This is a genomic window from Skermanella aerolata KACC 11604 (assembly GCF_000936425.1).
GTDB classification, from domain to species: Bacteria; Pseudomonadota; Alphaproteobacteria; order Azospirillales; family Azospirillaceae; genus Skermanella; species Skermanella aerolata.
Window position 1 is genome coordinate 1 of sequence record NZ_AVFK01000048.1, and the last position, 16,973, is coordinate 16,973.

The window sequence follows — 16,973 nt, forward strand, 5'->3', positions numbered from 1 at the left end:
GGCCGCATGACAAACGTTGCCACTGGTCCGGTCTGGCGGGGCAAGGTCACTGCTGGGCGATGTCGGCCTGATCACCGCGCTGCGGGTTGCTGGCCCCGAAGGCTGCGGGCGAGGCATCGGTGATGGCCGCTGTGGAAACGATGCCGGTGGCTTTGCCGGCGTCGGATGCGAGGTCCATCACCGAGGTCAGTTCATTGCCGAAGAAATCGACGCCGACCGAGCCGTTGCGGGTCTCGACCCCCGTGGCGTAGGCGTTGGCGCCGGCCGCCGAATCGGTCACGGGTCTGCTGAATGAATCGGTCTGCACCATTCCCTTCAGCAGGGGCTCCCAGACTGGGCCCTCGGCACCTTCCTTGAAATAGCGGTAGTTCGCCATGTAGGACGCAGAAGCGCCATCCGGCAGCATGAAGATGACGTTCTTCGCTGGGACGGTGGTCAGTTCGTCAGCCATGAGTACAATCCTTCCGTATGGCAGCTTTTTGCTGGTTAACGGAAAGCTAGAGCCGCGATGCGGCAGGCCTGTGATACAACTATGAAGTTTTCTTTTTTTGTATAAGCGATTTCGCCGTGTAATTCAGACAAAACATCATCAACAGTCCGCTTGTGTCGTGGGTAACTCAGACGGTGGGCTTGACCGCCCCACACTATATGGCCGAGCCTTTGGAGGCCATTCCTTCAGAAGAGGCTGCTAACCAATGCGTAGAACCGCCCTTCTTGTCTGCTCACTACTAACGATACCCCAACTGGCGCTGGCCCAGACCGCAGCCGAGCCCAGCGCCGTCGCCGCGTCTGCCGACAGGCTGCCTTCACTCAAGCAGGAAATTGCGGCGAGTGTGGAAGCCAACGGCAAGCTCACCCAGGAGATGATCGACATGATCTTCAGCTTCGGTGAGCTTGCTTTCCAAGAGGTGGAAACCTCACGCTATGTTACGGAGATCCTCGAGAAGAATGGGTTTGCCGTAGAGCGTGGCATCTCGGGCATGCCCACCGCCTGGATCGCCCGCTGGGGGACCGGCAAGCCGGTGATCGCTTTCGGCAGCGACATCGACGGCATACCGAAGGCATCTCAGAAGCCGGGCGTCGCCTATCACGAACCAATGATCGAGGGTGCCCCCGGTCATGGTGAAGGGCATAACTCGGGCCAAGCCGTGAACGTGACGGCCGCACTGGCGCTGAAGACGATCATGGAGCGGGAGAAGCTGCCGGGAACCCTGGTTCTCTGGCCCGGAGTTGCCGAGGAACTGCTGGCTGGCAAAGCCTACATGGTCCGCGACGGCCACTTCAAGGATGTGGATGCCGTATTGTTCACCCATGTCGGTGACAATCTCGACGTCACTTGGGGGCAGCCAAACGGCACGGGCATGATTTCCGTCGAGTACACCTTCAAGGGAGAATCCGCCCATAGCGCCGCACGGCCCTGGCGGGGACGTAGCGCGCTTGACGCCGTCGAGCTGATGAACATCGGCTGGAACTTCCGGCGCGAGCATCTCGAGCCCGAGCAGCGATCCCACTATGTTATCAAGAACGGTGGCGACCAGCCCAACGTTGTGCCGTCGCTCGCTTCGGTCTGGTACTTCATCCGGGAGATGGATGCCGCGGATATCGAAAAGAACTTCGGCATTGCCAACAAGATGGCCGAAGCGGCCACCATGATGACGGATACCACGGTGTCGCGGCGCATCATCGGGTCCGCCTGGCCACGACACTTCAACAAGGTGATTGCGGAGACGATGAGCGAAAACATCACCGCGGTAGGCCTGCCCAAGTGGAGCGAGGACGATCAGGCCTTGGCCAAGGGGGTTCAGCGGACCGTCAAGGTCAAGGACAAAGGCCTGGCCAACGAGCTCGAGAAGTTCAAGCCGCCGGCCGAGAAGCCGGAAAGCGGCGGATCGGACGACATCGGCGACATCTCCTGGGCAGTGCCGACTGTGACCCTGCGCTACCCGTCGAACATTCCGGATCTGCCAGGACACCATTGGGCCAACGCTATCTCCATGGCGACACCGATCGCCCACAAGGGGGCAACGGCGGGTGCTAAGGTCATGGCCATGACCACGCTCGACCTCCTGCTCCGACCGGAACTGATCACGCAGGCCTGGACTTACTACAAGGATGTCCAGACCAAGGAGGTCAAGTACAAGCCTTTCATCTCCACCAAGGACAAGCCGGCAACCTACATCAACGCCGACGTCATGGCCCAGTACCGGCCAGAGATGAAGAAATTCTATTATAATCCAGCTCTTTACCCGAGCTACCTTGAACAGCTGGGTATCAAGTACCCGACCCTGGAAAAGGCGGCGAACTGATCAATCCTGAGGCCATGGTCGAAAAACCGGGCTCCTCGAATGGGGACGCCCGGATATTACAGGCATGAAGTGGAGCAAATTCGCGCATTGTCCTCTATACAGACAATGCATCATGATCCAGCCGCAAGGAACTCGGCATGTCACTGACAGCCCGGATACTTGAACCAAGTTGGTGGCGAGTTCGCTGACGGCATCGCTCTTGCCATAGCTCTATTCCGGGCCCATAGCAGCTGGTTTGCCAACCTTGACCGGGATCTCCACAATGCCAGCCTTCTCAAAGGTGACTGTGAGCGGGAACTGTTGGCCTACCTTCAGGCCGCTGCTCAACTCGGAAAGCATGATGTGCGTGCCGCCGGGCTTGAATTCGAGACTGCCGCCCGCAGGAACGGCGAGACCTTCCACCTCGCCTGGCTTCCTGGTTCCGTGACTCATCGCCATGACTTCCCCGGCAACGGGCGCCTGGAGGGAAATGATGCGATCCGCCTGAGAACCCGTGTTCCTGACGGTCAGGTATGCCACGCCGCTTTTAGCGGAAGGTATCGTTGCCCGGGCCCAAACCTGATCGACAACCAGATCTCCCACCTGGATCGGATCGGCCAGGGCAGAATCGAGTATAAGCGCCCACATTCCAGCCGCGAGCCAAGCGCCCTTGATCCCCATCAACCATCCTTTCCTCTTGTTTATTTTTCAAGCCGAACAACGCCTGGTTTTCTAACCAACTTTCCTGGGTCGGGGAGCTTGGATAGTGCATTATCGCGGAGCAGCATTCAGTGTCGATCACGCTGGAACTACTGAAAGCAAAGTCTCGACGATCTCCTCGGGGCTGGCGAAGGGTGAAGACCCCGTCCATCTGTCTATCGTATCATTGCCGACCCTGATGGTTCCAATATGCTGTTCGGGGTCGGCATCGATCGCAGGATCCGAACTGGCAAAACCAAGCTTGCGCCGTAGCATGTCCGTGTCCGCGCGGGAGCCTCGAAGAAACAGCCAGCCGGGTTGTACGTCATAAACCTCGACATACTCCTTTATCATCTCCGCCGTATCGACTTCTGGCTGAAGAGTTATGGAGTACATGAAGATGTCACGTCCGACCCGATCGCCAAGCAACCGCTGAACTTCAGCCAGGTTCTGCGTAGTCAATGGACAGACATCGCCACACTCCGTGTAAAAAAAATTGATAACGACAATCTTTCCTTTGATGAGATCATCGTAGAAGCGGTAAGTTTTTCCATCGTGTGATTGTAGTAGCGTATCTGGGAACCTTTCGTGAGAGGAACTCTCGACGTCGCTCGACTCCACTCCAAGCAGCAAGTTGAGAATTCCAATGGTCAGGAGACTGGCACCCACTGCAGTTCCACCGTAGAGCAGGAATTGTCTTCTACTCCTATCCATGATCCATCCCCCACTAGAAAATCAGGTATTTTCCAACCAGACGGGTATCAGATCAGTAACGTGACTGCCGCTTGCATAGATCAGAAGCAAAGCGCAGGAGAACAGCACAAAAATGGTCATCCCGAACCATTCCCATGGGTTTCGGTGTTGGCTCCATGGAGGCTCCTGTCGGCCGAAAGAACTCCGGCTGCCATCAGACCTTCCGCTGCGGAAAACGACATCTATCAGCCTTCGAGTGATCACCATACCGTGCCTTATCCCAGCGCGAAGTCAATCAGGAGCTTGACGTTCAGGGCTACGATGACGGCAGCGACTAGGCTTGCGAAAGTCACAAGCCATTTCGGCGCAACCAATGCCCCCATCTTGGCCTTGCTTGCCGTGAATGTCACAAGCGGAATGACGGCGAAGGACAGCTGCAGGCTTAGTATGACCTGGCTCAGGATAAGGAGCTTCGCCGTACCGGACTCACCGTACCAGATCGTCACGGCCGCAGCGGGGACGATCGCGACGAGGCGGGTGACCAGGCGTCGTACCCAGGGCGGCAGCCGGATCTCCAGGAAGCCCTCCATAACCGCCTGACCCGCGAGAGTGGCCGTTACGGTCGAGTTCAAGCCGCAGCACAGCAAGGCGATGCCGAACAGGGTCGGCGCGAAGGCTGTGCCCAGCAGCGACGACAGCAGCCCATGCGCTTCGCCGATTTCGGCGATTTCGGTCCGGCCCGTACTGTGAAACGCCGAAGCGGCCAAAATCAGGATCGAGGCGTTGATCAGGAGGGCGAACATCAGCGCAACCGTCGAGTCGATGGTGGCGTATTTCAGCGCCTCCCGCTTCTCGCCAGTTGATCCGCCGTACGCCCGTGTCTGCACGATCGCGGAGTGGAGATAGAGATTGTGGGGCATCACTGTGGCGCCCAGAATGCCGAGCGCCAGATAAAGCATCTCGGGGTTGGTAACGATCGCTGTGGTCGGTGCGAACCCGCGGATCACCTCGCCCCACTGCGGATCGGCAAGCGCCACCTGTACACCGAAACAGACCGCAATGACGCCGAGCAGCGTCACGATCAGCGCCTCCAGGTAGCGAAACCCGAGCTTCTGCAGGTAAAGGATCAGGAACACGTCAAGCGCCGTGACCAGGACGCCGATTTCCAGCGGAATGCCGAATAGGAGGTTGAGACCGATTGCCGTTCCGATCACCTCCGCCAGGTCCGTGGCCACGATGGCGAGTTCGGCAAGGAACCAGAGGATAAGGGCAACAGGTTTGGGGTAGGCGTCGCGGCAGGCTTGCGCGAGATCGCGTCCGGATGCGATGGCGAGTCGTGCGCACAGCGACTGCAGCACAATCGCCATGATATTGGAAACCAGGGCCACGACCAAAAGCGTGTAGCCGAACCGGGAACCACCTGCGATCGAGGTCGCCCAGTTGCCTGGGTCCATGTAGCCGACAGCGACGAGATAGCCGGGTCCGATGAACGCTGCGAGCTTGCGGGCACCTGGACCCGTGCGCGGCACTGCGATGCTCCGATTGACGTCTCCGAGCGGAGCGTTCCCCCGCTCCCGGCGCCAGCCGGTAAGTCCATCACGGGTCCGCTTACCCTCGAGAGATTTGCTCGCCACCCAGGTGTCCATTGAAAGCTCCACGATTGCAATGCGGTCGTCCAACAGAGCGTGTTAAGCCGTAGGCACCTGGTCCACGAGTCACGCGCTCCAGCGCCGCGGCGTCAAATCGAAATTGTTGCCAGGCACAAAACGTGTAGCCTATGCTATAGTTCATTATTCCGAAGCTGTGATCAACATTTAGATGAGGCAAGATGCTGGGTGCCTTGGCCGGATGGCGCCCATGTTCAAAAAGAGGTATAGCTCGGCAACGGATCGGCAACGTGGAGTGCGTCACCCAGACCGGCAGGTAGCCAACTTCCAGTGGCTGCGGGAGATGTGCTTTTTGAGCTAAGGCTCCAAGGAACACTTTGCCATCCGGCTGGAAAGGCTGTAGCTGATCGCCCAAAGACAGCTTGAGACAACGAGTGGTTTACGATGGGCAAGCGGTTGATCACTAGGTTCGCCGAGCCACCAAAAGCCCGCCGCAACATGGCACAGGTTTGACGGGCCTGCAGCCGAATGGACGAAATCGACGTCATGTACCAGAGTCAGACGTAGCCACCGACGAGGCGGAACGGCTTGCCTCCCATTCGGGTCTTGAACTGGGCTATGCCCGATGTCGTTTCGTTGATGCCGCCGAGATCGAAGCCGGTGTAGCTGTGTTCCAAAAGCCAGAGCACGGACTGCCAGAGCAGGAAATGGTGGGCCCGAACCGCGCGCCCCTGCTCGTTCGTCCACCCCACCTGGTACGTCGCTGCCCGTCCATGCCGCACCAGCAGGACCCCGGCAACTGGCTTACCGCCATGCAGGGCCCTCAGCACTACCAGGGGCGGTTTGTCGGCGGAGGCTCCGTGCATCGCGCGAAGAAATGCGGGTGATGGACCGCGGTAGTTCCTCGCGATCTTGTCCTCGAGGTAGTGCTCCATCAGCCAGTCGAACTGCTTTCCGGCCGATGTTTCCGTCTCCAACACCAGGTTGTGCCTTTCAGCCTGGTGCAGCTGGTTTCGCCACTTGCCATGCAACCCCGCGCGAACAGCCTGTGAACCGGGTGTCAGGTCGAGCCAGACCGACTCGTATCCCTCGCTCCACCGCCTGAAGCCCGTCGCCGACATCCGCTGCCGCGTCGCGGGATCATCGCGAAGTTCGGGGTGGAACACGAGGGGGCGGCCATGCCGCAGGAGGTACCGGTCCCGGATCATCCTCAGGACGAGCTTCAGCATCTCACCAGGGATCTCATCGTAAATCCACAACGGTCCACGGTAAATGCGGCACGCAGTGAGGAACGGCAGCAACTTTCTGGTCTGAACCTGAACCAGGCCGACCGGCTTTTCTTCAAAATGGATGATGCCGAAATCCGCCTTCCATCCTTCCACCTTCGCTAAGGCAATGCCGTACTGCCACGTCTGCAGCAGCGTCGGCCGTTTGCAACGCGCCAGCAGAGCATCCCATTGGCCGAAGGTGCAGTCATTCCAATCGATCCGGAAAGGATTGAACGGCAGTGTCATGCTGACCAGCCTCGTCCTTGATTGAGCCTGGTCCAGCTGTTGCGGCAGCGTGCGCCCAACGCCAGCCCAGAGTCGGCGCCGGAAGGATTGATCAACTGGGAATGCCGATCAGGGCGCGATCCTTCGGCTCGGCGAGTCGTCATGATCTGCTTTATTGCCATAAATACTTTACTCTCAATAAGGAATTTTGGGCGATCGGTTATGGCGGCGAAAACCACCTGTCCCTCATGGCGATCCGAGGTGGCTGTCCTCTGTCAGCCTTTCATCTCGGGGTGGACAGGATCACGACAGAGCAGATACCAGACGCCGCAACTCCAGCTGAAAACGCAGGAAGACGACGTATGGATCCACGCCGTCGTGGTAGTGGCGGCATGATGCCGTTTCAATTAGAGCCAGTTGACGCTTGCCAAGCCAGCCTGCACGCAGGAAGATTTGGCCTTGTTCGTAGGAGACCGCACATGTTCCCAGCCCTTGCCCTCAGTGCCTCTCTCGCACTCACCACGCTTGGCCTGTCGGGTGCCGCGTCCGCACAGGTGACCCACACACCGCAGCAACCTTATGCCCATCTCCATTCCCGTCCCGTCAAGGCGCTTTCCGACCAGCAGATCGCTGATCTGCGCGCCGGTCGCGGCATGGGGTATGCGCTCCCGGCTGAGTTGAACGGGTATCCCGGTCCCTTGCATACTCTGGAGAATGCTGAGGCACTCATGCTCAGCCCTTTCCAGCGTGAGCGTACCAGAACCTTGTTCGAGGCCATGAAGGCACAGGCCGTACCCTTGGGTGAACGGCTGATTGAGCAGGAAACCGAACTGGAACGGCTGTTCGCCGAGAGGGCGGTTACGCCAGCGAGCCTGGAGGCGGCGACGAACGCGATCGGCGTGACGCAGGGTGCGCTGAGAACTGCTCACCTCCGCTATCACCTCATGATGGTGGAGGTGCTGACGTCGGAGCAGGTTCAGCGCTATGCCGAAGCTCGGGGTTATAGTGGTGGACATGAACAGGAGGGGCACAGCGATCACGCCCGCTGACCTAGCATCGAGGGCCTTTACTCATGGCCGAAGCACACGCCCATGACAGTCATGCCCAATGGTGACGCACAAGAATAAGAAGGTGCTCTGGGTGATGCTGCCGACCGACTGTTCTGCCCTATTCACCTTAGCTGCCTGGTACTTCAAGACCGATTGAAAAACACTGTGGCCTCATGCTTGCACGAGGAGCGCGGTCCCGTACATGACCGCCACACCGAGGACGACGCCCAGAACTGCCGGCGCCGAGGCCCAAGAGGTTCCCTGGGTTGCTGAGCGCCTCATCAGCAGTCCGCCGACCTCGACGATGACCTGGAGGATCGCCCCAGCCCCCACGGCCAGCGCCAGCGCTGCCCAGTGCGGCGAGAAGGCGTAGCTGCCAAGCCAGATGCCCACGACTGCAGGAAGTCCGGCAAGCGCTGCGAGGCCGATGAAAACTGGCCAGCGTGGTCGCTCCTGGACGAGCGGCGCCACGATGCCGATGCCCTCGGTCACGTTGTGCAGGGTAAATCCCAGCACCAGAAAGGTGCCCAGCGCCGCAGCACCGGTCGCGAAAGCCGAGCCGATGGCGAGCCCTTCGCCGAGGTTGTGCAGGCCGATGCCGAGCGCGATGGAGGTCGCCAGGGCGAAGCCGCCGATCTCGCCGCCCTTGCGGCGGCCGACAGCCAGCAGAAGCACGAACGCCAGTGCTGCGACCAGCCAGACCATCGCCGCCCCATGCAGGCCAGGTGCTGCATCCGCAGCGAGTTCCAACGCCTCCTGCAGGGTATCCACCAGCAGGAAACCGAGCAGGCCGATGGTCAGCGCCAACGCGAAACCGAATGACCGCGTACCGCCCGCCCGCAAGGCCGGATAGAACAGCATGCCGAGGGCGACCGGTACGATACCGACGAACAAGCCGACCAGACCGAGAACGCCAAGGCTGTTAGTGTCGGGTGTGGCCACGGCGACGTCGATAGTGTGCTCGAAGGCCAGCCCAGTACGGGTGATAAACGCGAAGTGGTGCGTTTCCCCGAGCACCCACGGGTACGGGATGCGCAGCCAGGCCGAGGAAAGGTTACCGAGTTCGCCGGGCGGTTCCTGGGCAAATGTCCAGTAGGCGCCATCCACCTGCACCTGGGCAATGCGGACCGGCGCCGTGCCGCCCACCCGAACCAGCAGCGCGATACCGTCGCCATCGAGGACATGGCGCTCGACTGTGACCTGCTCGATCGGGGGCGCCGCTCCGGTCAACGAGCGTAGCGGGTCAACGGTGAGAAAGGCGACGGCCACCGCCACGATCAGGAGAAGCGGGGTCACGACTGCAAGGATCGTGCGGCGGGTGGTCATGCGATTTCTCCACGGACGTCAAACATGCTCATCCAGCCAAGTTCGACGAACTCCGACTGGTGTGCGTGGAACATGTAATGGCCCGGTTCGTGATCCTTGAAGGTGAACTCCAGGATGCCGCGCTGTCCCTGGCATTGGGTGATGATGTCCACGGTCTTAAGCGTCGGCGTCAGCGTTGTGCCGCTGTCGTAGTAGTCGAAGAAGTTGCCATGCAGGTGAAGGCTGTTAAGGGGATCAAACTCGGTCACGTTGACCAGATAGACGCGGACCGGCCGTGCCCGGTCGATTACGATGGGGCGTCTGGAGTAGGCGTGTGCCACCGTGTTGACGGCATAGACCTCGTTCTCGTCGTCGAAGTTTGTATCGAAGCCGTTCATGACCATGACGAACTCCTGCCATCCCCGGTTCTCGGGCGTGCCGAGCAGGCGCGAGCGTGCGGCGGCCTCGTGCTCCGGATGGCGCGCCGGATCAGGGTCCACGATAAAGGTACCGTACAGGCCCTTGTGGATGTGCCGCTTCAGCGGAACGGTGTGGCAGTGGTAGAGATGACAGCCGAAGGGCTTGGCCTCAAACTCGTAGACGAATTCCCCGCCGGGGAGCACGTCGCCAGCGCCGGGAACGCCGTCCATGCGTGCTGAGTGGATGCCATGGAAGTGCATGGAGTGCGGGTGCGAGCCACGGTTCCGGAAAATGATGCGGACCTGCTCGCCCTCCATGGCCCGGATGGTCGGACCAGGAATACGGCCGTTGTAGGTCCAGGCTGGGAAGATGATGCCAGGCGCGATTTCGACGTCCTTGTCGCTGGCCTCGACCACGAACTCGCGGCAGAGATGCCCTTTACCATCCCAGATGACTTCACCGGTGTCCCAGGACGTCAGAATGGTGTGCGGGTCGAAGCCGTTCCGCGCGGCATCGACCTCGCCCACGGTCATCATGCCGCCATGCGCGACGTGGGCGGCCGAAGGTGCGACCGACTGCCGGCTGACCGCGGGAACAGCTCCATGTCCGAGGCCGTGTGGTTGGGCCGAGGCGGCGCCGAGGGCGAGCCGTACAACTTGCACCCCACCGAGAAGGGCACTGCCCCCAAGAAGCAGTCGCCGCGTCACGGGCTGACCGAACGGGAACCTCATGCTCGTCCCTCCTGGATTCAAGCCGACAAGGTCTTACTCAAGCCTTTTAACCGATGCTATAACGTGTAGTATAAGCTATAATTGTTGTAAGTCGATGCTTTATCAACCTTCCACTTGAAGTATCTGGAAGCCTTGCTGGCATAGGCTGGGAACGTTATGGCACGATCGCCGGAACTGAAGAGGAAGACTGAACAGTGAACGGAGCGAGCGCGAGCAGGATGCCGGACGAGATGCCCGACGCGGACCGGCAGGCCGCCAACTTTCAGAGAGTCCGCGAGGCGCACCAGACCGAGTTGGCAGAGGACTATGTCGAGCTCATTGCCGACCTGATCGACTCGACCGGCGAGGCCCGCGCAACCGACGTCGCCCGACGCCTGGGCGTCGCACATCCGACCGTGGTCAAAGCCATCGGCAGACTTCAGCGGGACGGCTTGGTGGAAAGTCTGCCTTACAGGTCGATCTTCCTGACCGAGACCGGGCGCGCGATGGCCGAGCGGTGCAAGCGGCGCCATGAGATCGTGGTAGGGTTCCTGCGCAAGATCGGAGTCGACGAGGAGACAGCGGAGCGCGATGCCGAGGGAATCGAACACCATGTGAGCGAAATGACTTTGGCCGCCTTCGAGCGCCTCATCCGGTCCAAACCGCTTGGCTGAAGCACACCATCCGGCAACAGTGAGGCGGAAAGGAAAAGTGTACCACGACTGCTGAAGGTGTCGGTGACATGTGGGTCAGTCCCCTTGGTTGCCTAGCAACCAAGGGGATGCTCCCCGGCGAGGGGGATTTTTACCTGCTCGCTCGTTGATAGTTGCCGCAAGCACGGACCCCGCACGCTGTGTCAGCCAGCAACTCATCCGCCAAGCGCAACAACTGCTCTATTCGCTCATCCCCTAGTTGGTAATGAACGAACCGCCCGCGTGTTTCCGCCCGCACCAAGCCGCACTCGCTCAGGCAGCGCAGATGATTGGAGACGTTGGGTTGCGACAGTCCGGTAGCCGCAACAATGGCGCTCACATGCAGTGGCCCTCGGCGCAGCGCTTCCAGGATGGCGAGGCGCGACGGATCAGCCAAGCCCCGGAACAGCTTAGCTTGGAGATAAAGAGTGTGGAGTGAGGTGTCTGCCAACATGCACTCTTGTTTATCAACTCGACATATGGATTGTCACTGATATGATGACATATCACCCGCTGCTGATATGATAGAGTCATGACCGTCACCACCAGCCCCGTCCCTGAAACCGTCCGTTACCGTGTCACTGGCATCGATTGCCCGTCTTGTGCCGCCAAGATCGAGACGACGACTCGTGGGGTCGGTGGGGTGAAGGACGTGAAGGTGTCCATTGCATCGCAGATCATGACGCTGCGCCTGGACAATGACGAGCGGTTGCCGGAGATCGAGCGCACCGTCACCGGCCTTGGCTACCAGCTCGACCGGCTGGACGGTACCCGCCCCCAGGCGGCAGGGGATGACGATGAACTGCCCAAAGACCTCAGCCACATCGCCCCCGGCTATAAGCGGGCGCTTTGGATCGTCGTGCTGCTCAACGTTGGCTACGGCCTTATCGAAATGGTTGGTGGCTTCATTTCAGGATCACAGGCACTGAAAGCCGATGCTCTCGACTTTCTTGGAGATGGCCTGATTACCTTCCTCGGCCTGCTCGCTATCGGGTGGACGCTCGCTTGGCGTGCCCGCTCGGCGCTGATCCAGGGCATTTTCCTGGGCCTGCTCGGCCTCGGCGTACTCATCACCACCGGCTACCGCGTGCTGGTGCTGAACCAGCCCGAAGCAGAGCTGATGGGCCTCTTTGGCGCTATTGCCTTGGTGGTCAACGTGGCGGCGGCAGCGGTGCTGATCCCGCACCGCACGGGCGACGCCAACGTGCGTGCCGTGTGGCTGTTCTCGCGCAATGACGCTATCGGCAACGCCGCCGTGGTCGTCGCTGCCGGGCTGGTCTGGTGGACGGGCACGCCTTGGCCTGACCTGGCGGTGGCGGTGGTGATCGCCGGGCTGTTCCTGCAATCTTCCTGGTCGATCATCCGCGGCGCGCGGCGCGACTTGGCCGAGGCGACGATCTGATGCAGCCCGTTCTCATCTCAACCATCACCTGCCCGCAATGCGGTCACCAGCATGTCGAGACGATGCCAGCCGATGCGTGCCAATGGTTCTATGACTGCCGGGGCTGCGGGGTGCTGCTGCGGCCAAAACCTGGCGACTGCTGCGTGTTCTGCTCCTACGGCGACACGCCTTGCCCACCGATACAGCAGGCGGGTGCCTGCTGTGACCCAACCAAGGCAGGGTCCTGATGCATTTCCGGCCGCACCGCGCTCTGGCCTGGGCGGCTCTTGCCTTCGCCGTCGATCAGGCGACGAAGGCGCCCGCCCTGGTGGCCCCTGACTTGACCCGAGGCATTGAAGGTGCTGCCCTTCTTCGACCTGGTGCTGGTGCATAACCGGGGCGTCACCTTCGGCCTGCTGGTCTGGCTGGTACAGGTGCAGAGCCGCTTACAGGCGGCGGCGCTCGGCTTGGTCATCGGTGGCGCGCTCGGCAATCTGGTGGACCGGCTGCGTCACGGGGCCGTGACCGATTTCCTGGATTTTCATTTTTAGGGCTATCACTGGCCCGCCTTCAACCTGGCGGATAGCGGCATCGGGCTTGGCGTGCTGCTGTTGCTGGCCGGTGATCTGCTCTCGCCCGCCGGTCAACACCAAGTGACCGGCGGGAAGGGCTGACAAGGCGTTACTGAACCTGCGGTGTGCTAGGTGGCATGGGTGACGGGATGCCTGTCTTCTGCTCTAGCTGCTGCACGCGTTCTTGAAGCATCGCCATCTGCTTCATCATCGGGCATCCCATCGGGGCGCTTTGCTGCCCCGGCATCGTGCCGCCCTGCTGACCTTGCATCATCGGCATGTTTTGCATCGGTGTCTGGCTTGGCTGTCCTTGGTTGGGCATAGCCGTTTGAGCACCAGCGGAAACCGCCGTCAGAAGAAGGGCCGCTGTCGCCATCGTTCCGAAAATCCGCCTCATGGTCGTTTTCCTCCGTTGCTAAGGTTTTCAGGTCGAATTTGTTGTTCCTGCTACAGCAATGTCAAACCGCTGCGCCTTAATCGGTTCCGGACACACGATTTTAACTCTCTTAATCTTTTGCCGCCACCACATTGACCACCAGGGCAATCACGCCAAAGAGGCCTATTAGCTCCACTTCCGATTGGTTCAGCACGCGGTAGCCAGCGGCAATACCCTTATGAAAGTCCTTGACCTTCCAATCACTGGAAGGTGCAGCCTGAGATTCATGTTCCTCGTCACATGGCAGCAAGGAGGATGAATGCCATGATGCACCACATGGAAGGTATGGGTTGGATGATGGGAGCAATGGGGATCGTCTGGATCCTCCTCCTTGTCTTCCTGGTTCTTGGGATCGTTACTTTCGTCAAATACCTGATGTCAAGGCAGTAAGTTCCCTTGCGCTCTGTGTTGCCGACCAGCGGAGGTGGAGCATGCAAAACCAGAGTCTGGAGGAAGAGGTTCTTTGTGCGTTCAAAAGAGCGATGGATGAAGGTCAACAAGATGTTGCCGAGCATCTCTTGCGCGCCCTTGAAACATTGGGACCCGAAGTAACCCTCGAATCATCCTTAGGCGAGGCCTACGCATTGGTTGCTCAACATAGCTCTCGAAAGCCCCTGCAGCACCGTGATCATTGAACGTCCTTCCGGCCAATCATGGTTCGACGGGTATTCGCTCAGACGATGGAAACTATCGCTTTCGACTGGTAGATAATCGCCTGGTTGCCGACAAACCTGTTGGCCTAGATCCCGGATCAGCTCATATTGGGATCATGACTTGCTTGCGCCGCATCCTGTCTGTTCTGGTGGTCCTGAGCTTCGCACTTGGGGCAACGGCGCAGGCTGCCCAGATGGGTCTGATGGCGAGCATGGCCGCAGCCGCTGCGGGCTCTAGCGACATGTCGGACTGTGAGGGCTGCACCTCGAGCCATGACACCAACAAGGGCATGGAGATGGCGGGCTGCCACAATGGCATTTGCATCGTCCTGCCTGGACTGCTGCCGACATCATCTGTTGGCCTCCCTGTCACGCTCGACACCTTCGACGCCGCAGTGCCGATGGTCGCGGACGGCTTGTCACTGTCCCCTGATCTGCGACCACCGAGGCCAGCCTCCCTCACTTGAACCGCGCTCTGACACATTGCGCCTGACTAATCCTGCCTGACCGGTAGGACCAAAGTAGATGTCCATCGGTCAGATTCAGTTCGAGGGATTGAATGCGACTGAACCTGTTGGCCCGGCCGATCGGCCGACGGCGCCTGCTCCTCGCGGGTGGCGCCGTCGCCGCGGTGGGCTTGGCACCCGCGATCCTGCGCCCAGTGCAGGCTGCGGAGCCAACGCATAGGCTGGCCCCCGGACCCGGAAGGGTGCGGCTGGTCGGTGATGAGTACCCGGAGACAACCGTCTGGGCCTACGACGGCCGGGTCCCCGGCCCCAAGATCCGTGTTCGCCAGGGCGACCGGCTCCGCATCGCGGTGACCAATGCCCTGGCTGAAGAAACGACTGTCCACTGGCACGGCGTCCGCGTGCCGAACGCCATGGACGGCGTGCCGCACATGCCCCAGCCCCCCATCGCCTCCGGTGAAACCTTTACCTACGAGTTCGATGCCGTCGATGCGGGCACCTTTTGGTACCACCCGCACATGCGTAGTCATGAGCAGGTTGGCCGCGGTCTGTACGGGGCGCTGATCGTCGAGGAGCAGAAACCCATCCAGGTGGATCGCGATGTCACCTGGGTGCTGGGCGACTGGCGTCTCAAGCAGGACGCCTCGATCAGCAACGATTTTGGCAACCCAATGGACCTGAGCCACAACGGAAGGGTCGGCAACACCGTCACCATCAACGGTCAGGTACTGGAGAACTTTCCTGTACGGGCGGGCGAGCGGGTCCGGTTGCGCCTTATCAATGCTGCGAATGCCCGCATCTTCGGCCTGCGCTTTCAGGGACACCGGCCGATGATCGTCGCCATCGACGGTCATCCGGTCGAACCCCACGAACCGGAGGGCGGCCACGTCGTGCTGGCGCCGGCGATGCGCATCGACCTCGTCCTCGATATGACCGGAAATCCCGGCGACCGCACGACCATCGTGGACGATTTCTACCGGGATCTCGCATACCGCTTGGTAGACTTGAGCTATGGGCAGGAGCGGCTACGAGAGCAGCCGCTTGATACTCCCCTCACCTTGCCAGCCAATCCAGTACCGGAACCGGATCTCTCCGGAGCTGTCCGCCAGGAGGTGACGCTGGGTGGTGGCATGATGGGGACGATGGCCGGCGCCATAGTCGATGGTCAGATGATGGACATGCGCACGATGGTGCGTCACGGCATGGCCTGGGCCATCAACGGCGTCGCAGCGATTGGTCACGGCGAGGGCCATAACGGCGGGCATGTCATGGACCCCATCTTCACGCTCCAACGCGGTCAGACTTGCGTCATTGCAATGGCCAACGAGACGGCTTGGCACCATCCCATGCACCTGCACGGCCACACCTTCCGGGTGTTGTCCCGTAATGGCCGTTCGACCCAATTCCGGGAATGGCAGGACACCGTCCTGCTGGCGCCGCGCGAGCGTGTCGAGATCGCCTTCGTCGCCGATAATCCGGGCGACTGGATGTTCCACTGCCACATCCTTGAGCACCAGGCCGCCGGGATGATGTCCACCATCCGCGTCGTCTGATGATGAACCCGATTTTCAGGAACACGATCATGCGCATTCTAAAGACCACCGCCCTGTCGCTCGCATTGCTTTTCCCGGCGACCGCCTTCGCCGAGCAGGCGATCCTCTACAAGAACCCGCAATGTGGCTGCTGCGAAGGTCACGCCGAGCACCTGCGAGCGAATGGCATCGATGTGAAGTCCGTCGCCACCCACGATCTTGCGTTGAAGCGGCAGGAACAGGGCGTACCCATGGATCTTGTCGGCTGTCATATGCTGATGATCGACGGTTATGTAGTCGAAGGCCATGTCTCCGCGGCAACCGTCAAGCGACTGCTGACCGAGCGTCCCGCCGTGAAGGGTATTTCGCTGCTTGGCATGCCTATTGGCTCGCCCGGGATGGAGGGGCCAAAGACCGAGCCGTTCATCATCTACACCTTCGGCGGCAGCGGCGAGCCACAGGTCTTCGCAGTCGAATGATACGCCGACGAACCCTGATTTGGGGAGGGAGCGCCGCACTGGCGCTCCTCGCCGCCGGAGGCTTGGCGGCCTGGATCCTGATGCCGGGCGACAACCGGGCCAATCCGAATGATGCTGCTCAGGTGGCGCTCGGCAAGGCCCTCTATGCCCAGCACTGCGCGTCGTGCCATGGCGTCAAACTCGAGGGCCAGCCAGAGTGGCGCGAGCGGAAGCCCGATGGAAAGATGCCAGCGCCGCCGCACGACGCCACGGGGCACACCTGGCATCACCCGGACGACATCCTGTTCGGCATCACCAAGCAGGGCATCGCCGCCTATGCCCCGCCCGGGTACGAGAGCGACATGCCCGCGTTCGACGGCGTGCTAACCGACGAGCAGATATGGGCCTTGTTGGCTTACCTGAAGAGCAGTTGGCCAATGGACATCCAGGCACGCCAGTCAATCCTGAAGCAGCAAGAGAAGAAGTGAAAGGATGGTCGGCCTTCAGGCTCCAAGAGAGCG

Annotated in this window: 21 protein-coding genes; 11 read left to right on the forward strand and 10 right to left on the reverse strand. The window is 60.6% G+C overall.

The genetic code is table 11. The annotated features are described in order from the left end of the window. Positions 1–46 precede the first annotated feature (46 nt). Entirely contained in the window at positions 47–451 is a 405-nt protein-coding gene (locus N826_RS32790; RefSeq protein ID WP_044436038.1) for an alkaline phosphatase, read from the reverse strand. 244 nt (positions 452–695) lie between these two features. Here N826_RS32790 and N826_RS32795 point away from each other — a divergent pair, with 244 nt between their 5' ends. Next, positions 696–2,306 (forward strand): amidohydrolase, encoded by a 1,611-nt coding sequence (locus N826_RS32795; RefSeq protein WP_044436040.1) that lies wholly within the window; start codon positions 696–698, stop codon positions 2,304–2,306. Between the two features lie 210 nt (positions 2,307–2,516). Here the strand turns inward: N826_RS32795 and N826_RS32800 are convergent, their stop codons facing one another. The 4 genes from N826_RS32800 to N826_RS32815 form a co-directional block, all read right to left on the reverse strand. Further along, positions 2,517–2,966, reverse strand: coding sequence for a copper chaperone PCu(A)C (locus N826_RS32800; protein ID WP_044436042.1), 450 nt, complete (start codon positions 2,964–2,966; stop codon positions 2,517–2,519). Positions 2,967–3,083: 117 nt separating this feature from the next. Continuing rightward, positions 3,084–3,698 carry an SCO family protein gene (locus tag N826_RS32805; RefSeq protein WP_044436044.1) on the reverse strand — a complete coding sequence of 205 codons (615 nt, stop codon included), beginning with the start codon at positions 3,696–3,698 and terminating at the stop codon, positions 3,084–3,086. 254 nt (positions 3,699–3,952) lie between these two features. Then, the gene (locus N826_RS32810) at positions 3,953–5,323 is read right to left on the reverse strand and encodes an Nramp family divalent metal transporter (protein WP_044436046.1); all 1,371 of its coding nucleotides are present in this window, start codon (positions 5,321–5,323) and stop codon (positions 3,953–3,955) included. Between the two features lie 518 nt (positions 5,324–5,841). Continuing rightward, positions 5,842–6,798: a lipid II:glycine glycyltransferase FemX gene (locus tag N826_RS32815; protein ID WP_044436047.1), complete on the reverse strand. Its 957-nt coding sequence runs from the start codon at positions 6,796–6,798 to the stop codon at positions 5,842–5,844. Positions 6,799–7,256: 458 nt separating this feature from the next. On the opposite strand from N826_RS32815, the gene N826_RS32820 reads away from it, so the two are divergent. Further along, complete coding sequence (locus N826_RS32820) at positions 7,257–7,826, forward strand: periplasmic heavy metal sensor (RefSeq protein ID WP_044436048.1); 570 nt, start codon at positions 7,257–7,259, stop codon at positions 7,824–7,826. A 171-nt stretch (positions 7,827–7,997) separates the two neighbouring features. Here N826_RS32820 and N826_RS32825 read toward each other — a convergent pair whose 3' ends face one another. Both N826_RS32825 and N826_RS32830 read right to left on the reverse strand, forming a co-directional pair. Beyond that, positions 7,998–9,152 (reverse strand): ZIP family metal transporter, encoded by a 1,155-nt coding sequence (locus tag N826_RS32825; protein WP_044436049.1) that lies wholly within the window; start codon positions 9,150–9,152, stop codon positions 7,998–8,000. After that, positions 9,149–10,282, reverse strand: coding sequence for a multicopper oxidase domain-containing protein (locus tag N826_RS32830; protein WP_044436051.1), 1,134 nt, complete (start codon positions 10,280–10,282; stop codon positions 9,149–9,151). Before N826_RS32830 ends, N826_RS32825 begins: the two co-directional genes overlap by 4 nt. 194 nt (positions 10,283–10,476) lie before the next feature. Between N826_RS32830 and mntR the strand changes: the two genes are divergently transcribed. After that, positions 10,477–10,935 carry a manganese-binding transcriptional regulator MntR gene (gene mntR / locus N826_RS32835; protein ID WP_308518323.1) on the forward strand — a complete coding sequence of 153 codons (459 nt, stop codon included), beginning with the start codon at positions 10,477–10,479 and terminating at the stop codon, positions 10,933–10,935. 130 nt (positions 10,936–11,065) lie between these two features. Here mntR and N826_RS32840 read toward each other — a convergent pair whose 3' ends face one another. Beyond that, positions 11,066–11,407, reverse strand: a complete 342-nt coding sequence (locus N826_RS32840) for an ArsR/SmtB family transcription factor (protein WP_044436055.1) — start codon at positions 11,405–11,407, stop codon at positions 11,066–11,068. Positions 11,408–11,485: 78 nt separating this feature from the next. Between N826_RS32840 and N826_RS32845 the strand changes: the two genes are divergently transcribed. The 3 genes from N826_RS32845 (at position 11,486) to N826_RS46085 (ending at position 12,885) form a co-directional block, all read left to right on the forward strand. After that, positions 11,486–12,355: a cation efflux transmembrane domain-containing protein gene (locus N826_RS32845; RefSeq protein WP_044436057.1), complete on the forward strand. Its 870-nt coding sequence runs from the start codon at positions 11,486–11,488 to the stop codon at positions 12,353–12,355. Beyond that, complete coding sequence (locus N826_RS45820) at positions 12,355–12,582, forward strand: GDCCVxC domain-containing (seleno)protein (RefSeq protein ID WP_084721384.1); 228 nt, start codon at positions 12,355–12,357, stop codon at positions 12,580–12,582. Before N826_RS32845 ends, N826_RS45820 begins: the two co-directional genes overlap by 1 nt. A gap of 111 nt (positions 12,583–12,693) precedes the next feature. Next, positions 12,694–12,885 (forward strand): signal peptidase II, encoded by a 192-nt coding sequence (locus tag N826_RS46085; protein WP_373866650.1) that lies wholly within the window; start codon positions 12,694–12,696, stop codon positions 12,883–12,885. 130 nt (positions 12,886–13,015) lie between these two features. Here N826_RS46085 and N826_RS32855 read toward each other — a convergent pair whose 3' ends face one another. Together N826_RS32855 and N826_RS43650 are read right to left on the reverse strand one after the other, a co-directional pair. Beyond that, the gene (locus tag N826_RS32855) at positions 13,016–13,303 is read right to left on the reverse strand and encodes a hypothetical protein (RefSeq protein ID WP_044436058.1); all 288 of its coding nucleotides are present in this window, start codon (positions 13,301–13,303) and stop codon (positions 13,016–13,018) included. A gap of 109 nt (positions 13,304–13,412) precedes the next feature. Beyond that, the gene (locus tag N826_RS43650) at positions 13,413–13,592 is read right to left on the reverse strand and encodes a hypothetical protein (protein WP_147041179.1); all 180 of its coding nucleotides are present in this window, start codon (positions 13,590–13,592) and stop codon (positions 13,413–13,415) included. A gap of 181 nt (positions 13,593–13,773) precedes the next feature. Here N826_RS43650 and N826_RS43655 point away from each other — a divergent pair, with 181 nt between their 5' ends. From N826_RS43655 to N826_RS32875, 5 genes are all read left to right on the forward strand, one after another. Beyond that, positions 13,774–13,977: a hypothetical protein gene (locus tag N826_RS43655; RefSeq protein ID WP_147041178.1), complete on the forward strand. Its 204-nt coding sequence runs from the start codon at positions 13,774–13,776 to the stop codon at positions 13,975–13,977. Next, complete coding sequence (locus tag N826_RS32860; RefSeq protein ID WP_147041177.1) at positions 13,974–14,462, forward strand: hypothetical protein; 489 nt, start codon at positions 13,974–13,976, stop codon at positions 14,460–14,462. The genes N826_RS43655 and N826_RS32860 overlap by 4 nt, the downstream gene beginning before the upstream one ends. Positions 14,463–14,554: 92 nt before the next feature. Continuing rightward, on the forward strand, positions 14,555–16,015 hold the full coding sequence (locus N826_RS32865; protein ID WP_044436063.1) for a multicopper oxidase family protein: 1,461 nt from the start codon (positions 14,555–14,557) through the stop codon (positions 16,013–16,015). A gap of 29 nt (positions 16,016–16,044) precedes the next feature. Continuing rightward, a complete protein-coding gene (locus tag N826_RS32870) occupies positions 16,045–16,473 on the forward strand; it encodes a DUF411 domain-containing protein (RefSeq protein WP_044436089.1) in 429 nt (142 codons plus the stop codon). 62 nt (positions 16,474–16,535) lie between these two features. Beyond that, positions 16,536–16,940: a c-type cytochrome gene (locus N826_RS32875; protein WP_244619743.1), complete on the forward strand. Its 405-nt coding sequence runs from the start codon at positions 16,536–16,538 to the stop codon at positions 16,938–16,940. The last annotated feature ends 33 nt before the right edge of the window (positions 16,941–16,973 follow it).

Bases quoted from the DNA above. Each gene is read 5' to 3' on its own strand.
- N826_RS32865 (WP_044436063.1), top strand. From the start codon at position 14,555: ATGCGACTGAACCTGTTGGCCCGGCCGATCGGCCGACGGCGCCTGCTC.
- N826_RS32800 (WP_044436042.1), bottom strand. From the start codon at position 2,966: ATGGGGATCAAGGGCGCTTGGCTCGCGGCTGGAATGTGGGCGCTTATA.
- N826_RS32855 (WP_044436058.1), bottom strand. From the start codon at position 13,303: ATGAGGCGGATTTTCGGAACGATGGCGACAGCGGCCCTTCTTCTGACG.
- N826_RS32790 (WP_044436038.1), bottom strand. From the start codon at position 451: ATGGCTGACGAACTGACCACCGTCCCAGCGAAGAACGTCATCTTCATG.
- N826_RS32870 (WP_044436089.1), top strand. From the start codon at position 16,045: ATGCGCATTCTAAAGACCACCGCCCTGTCGCTCGCATTGCTTTTCCCG.
- N826_RS32820 (WP_044436048.1), top strand. From the start codon at position 7,257: ATGTTCCCAGCCCTTGCCCTCAGTGCCTCTCTCGCACTCACCACGCTT.
- N826_RS32830 (WP_044436051.1), bottom strand. From the start codon at position 10,282: ATGAGGTTCCCGTTCGGTCAGCCCGTGACGCGGCGACTGCTTCTTGGG.
- N826_RS32825 (WP_044436049.1), bottom strand. From the start codon at position 9,152: ATGACCACCCGCCGCACGATCCTTGCAGTCGTGACCCCGCTTCTCCTG.
- N826_RS32845 (WP_044436057.1), top strand. From the start codon at position 11,486: ATGACCGTCACCACCAGCCCCGTCCCTGAAACCGTCCGTTACCGTGTC.
- N826_RS32815 (WP_044436047.1), bottom strand. From the start codon at position 6,798: ATGACACTGCCGTTCAATCCTTTCCGGATCGATTGGAATGACTGCACC.
- N826_RS32795 (WP_044436040.1), top strand. From the start codon at position 696: ATGCGTAGAACCGCCCTTCTTGTCTGCTCACTACTAACGATACCCCAA.
- N826_RS45820 (WP_084721384.1), top strand. From the start codon at position 12,355: ATGCAGCCCGTTCTCATCTCAACCATCACCTGCCCGCAATGCGGTCAC.
- N826_RS32805 (WP_044436044.1), bottom strand. From the start codon at position 3,698: ATGGATAGGAGTAGAAGACAATTCCTGCTCTACGGTGGAACTGCAGTG.
- N826_RS32810 (WP_044436046.1), bottom strand. From the start codon at position 5,323: ATGGACACCTGGGTGGCGAGCAAATCTCTCGAGGGTAAGCGGACCCGT.
- N826_RS32840 (WP_044436055.1), bottom strand. From the start codon at position 11,407: ATGTTGGCAGACACCTCACTCCACACTCTTTATCTCCAAGCTAAGCTG.
- N826_RS43655 (WP_147041178.1), top strand. From the start codon at position 13,774: ATGCAAAACCAGAGTCTGGAGGAAGAGGTTCTTTGTGCGTTCAAAAGA.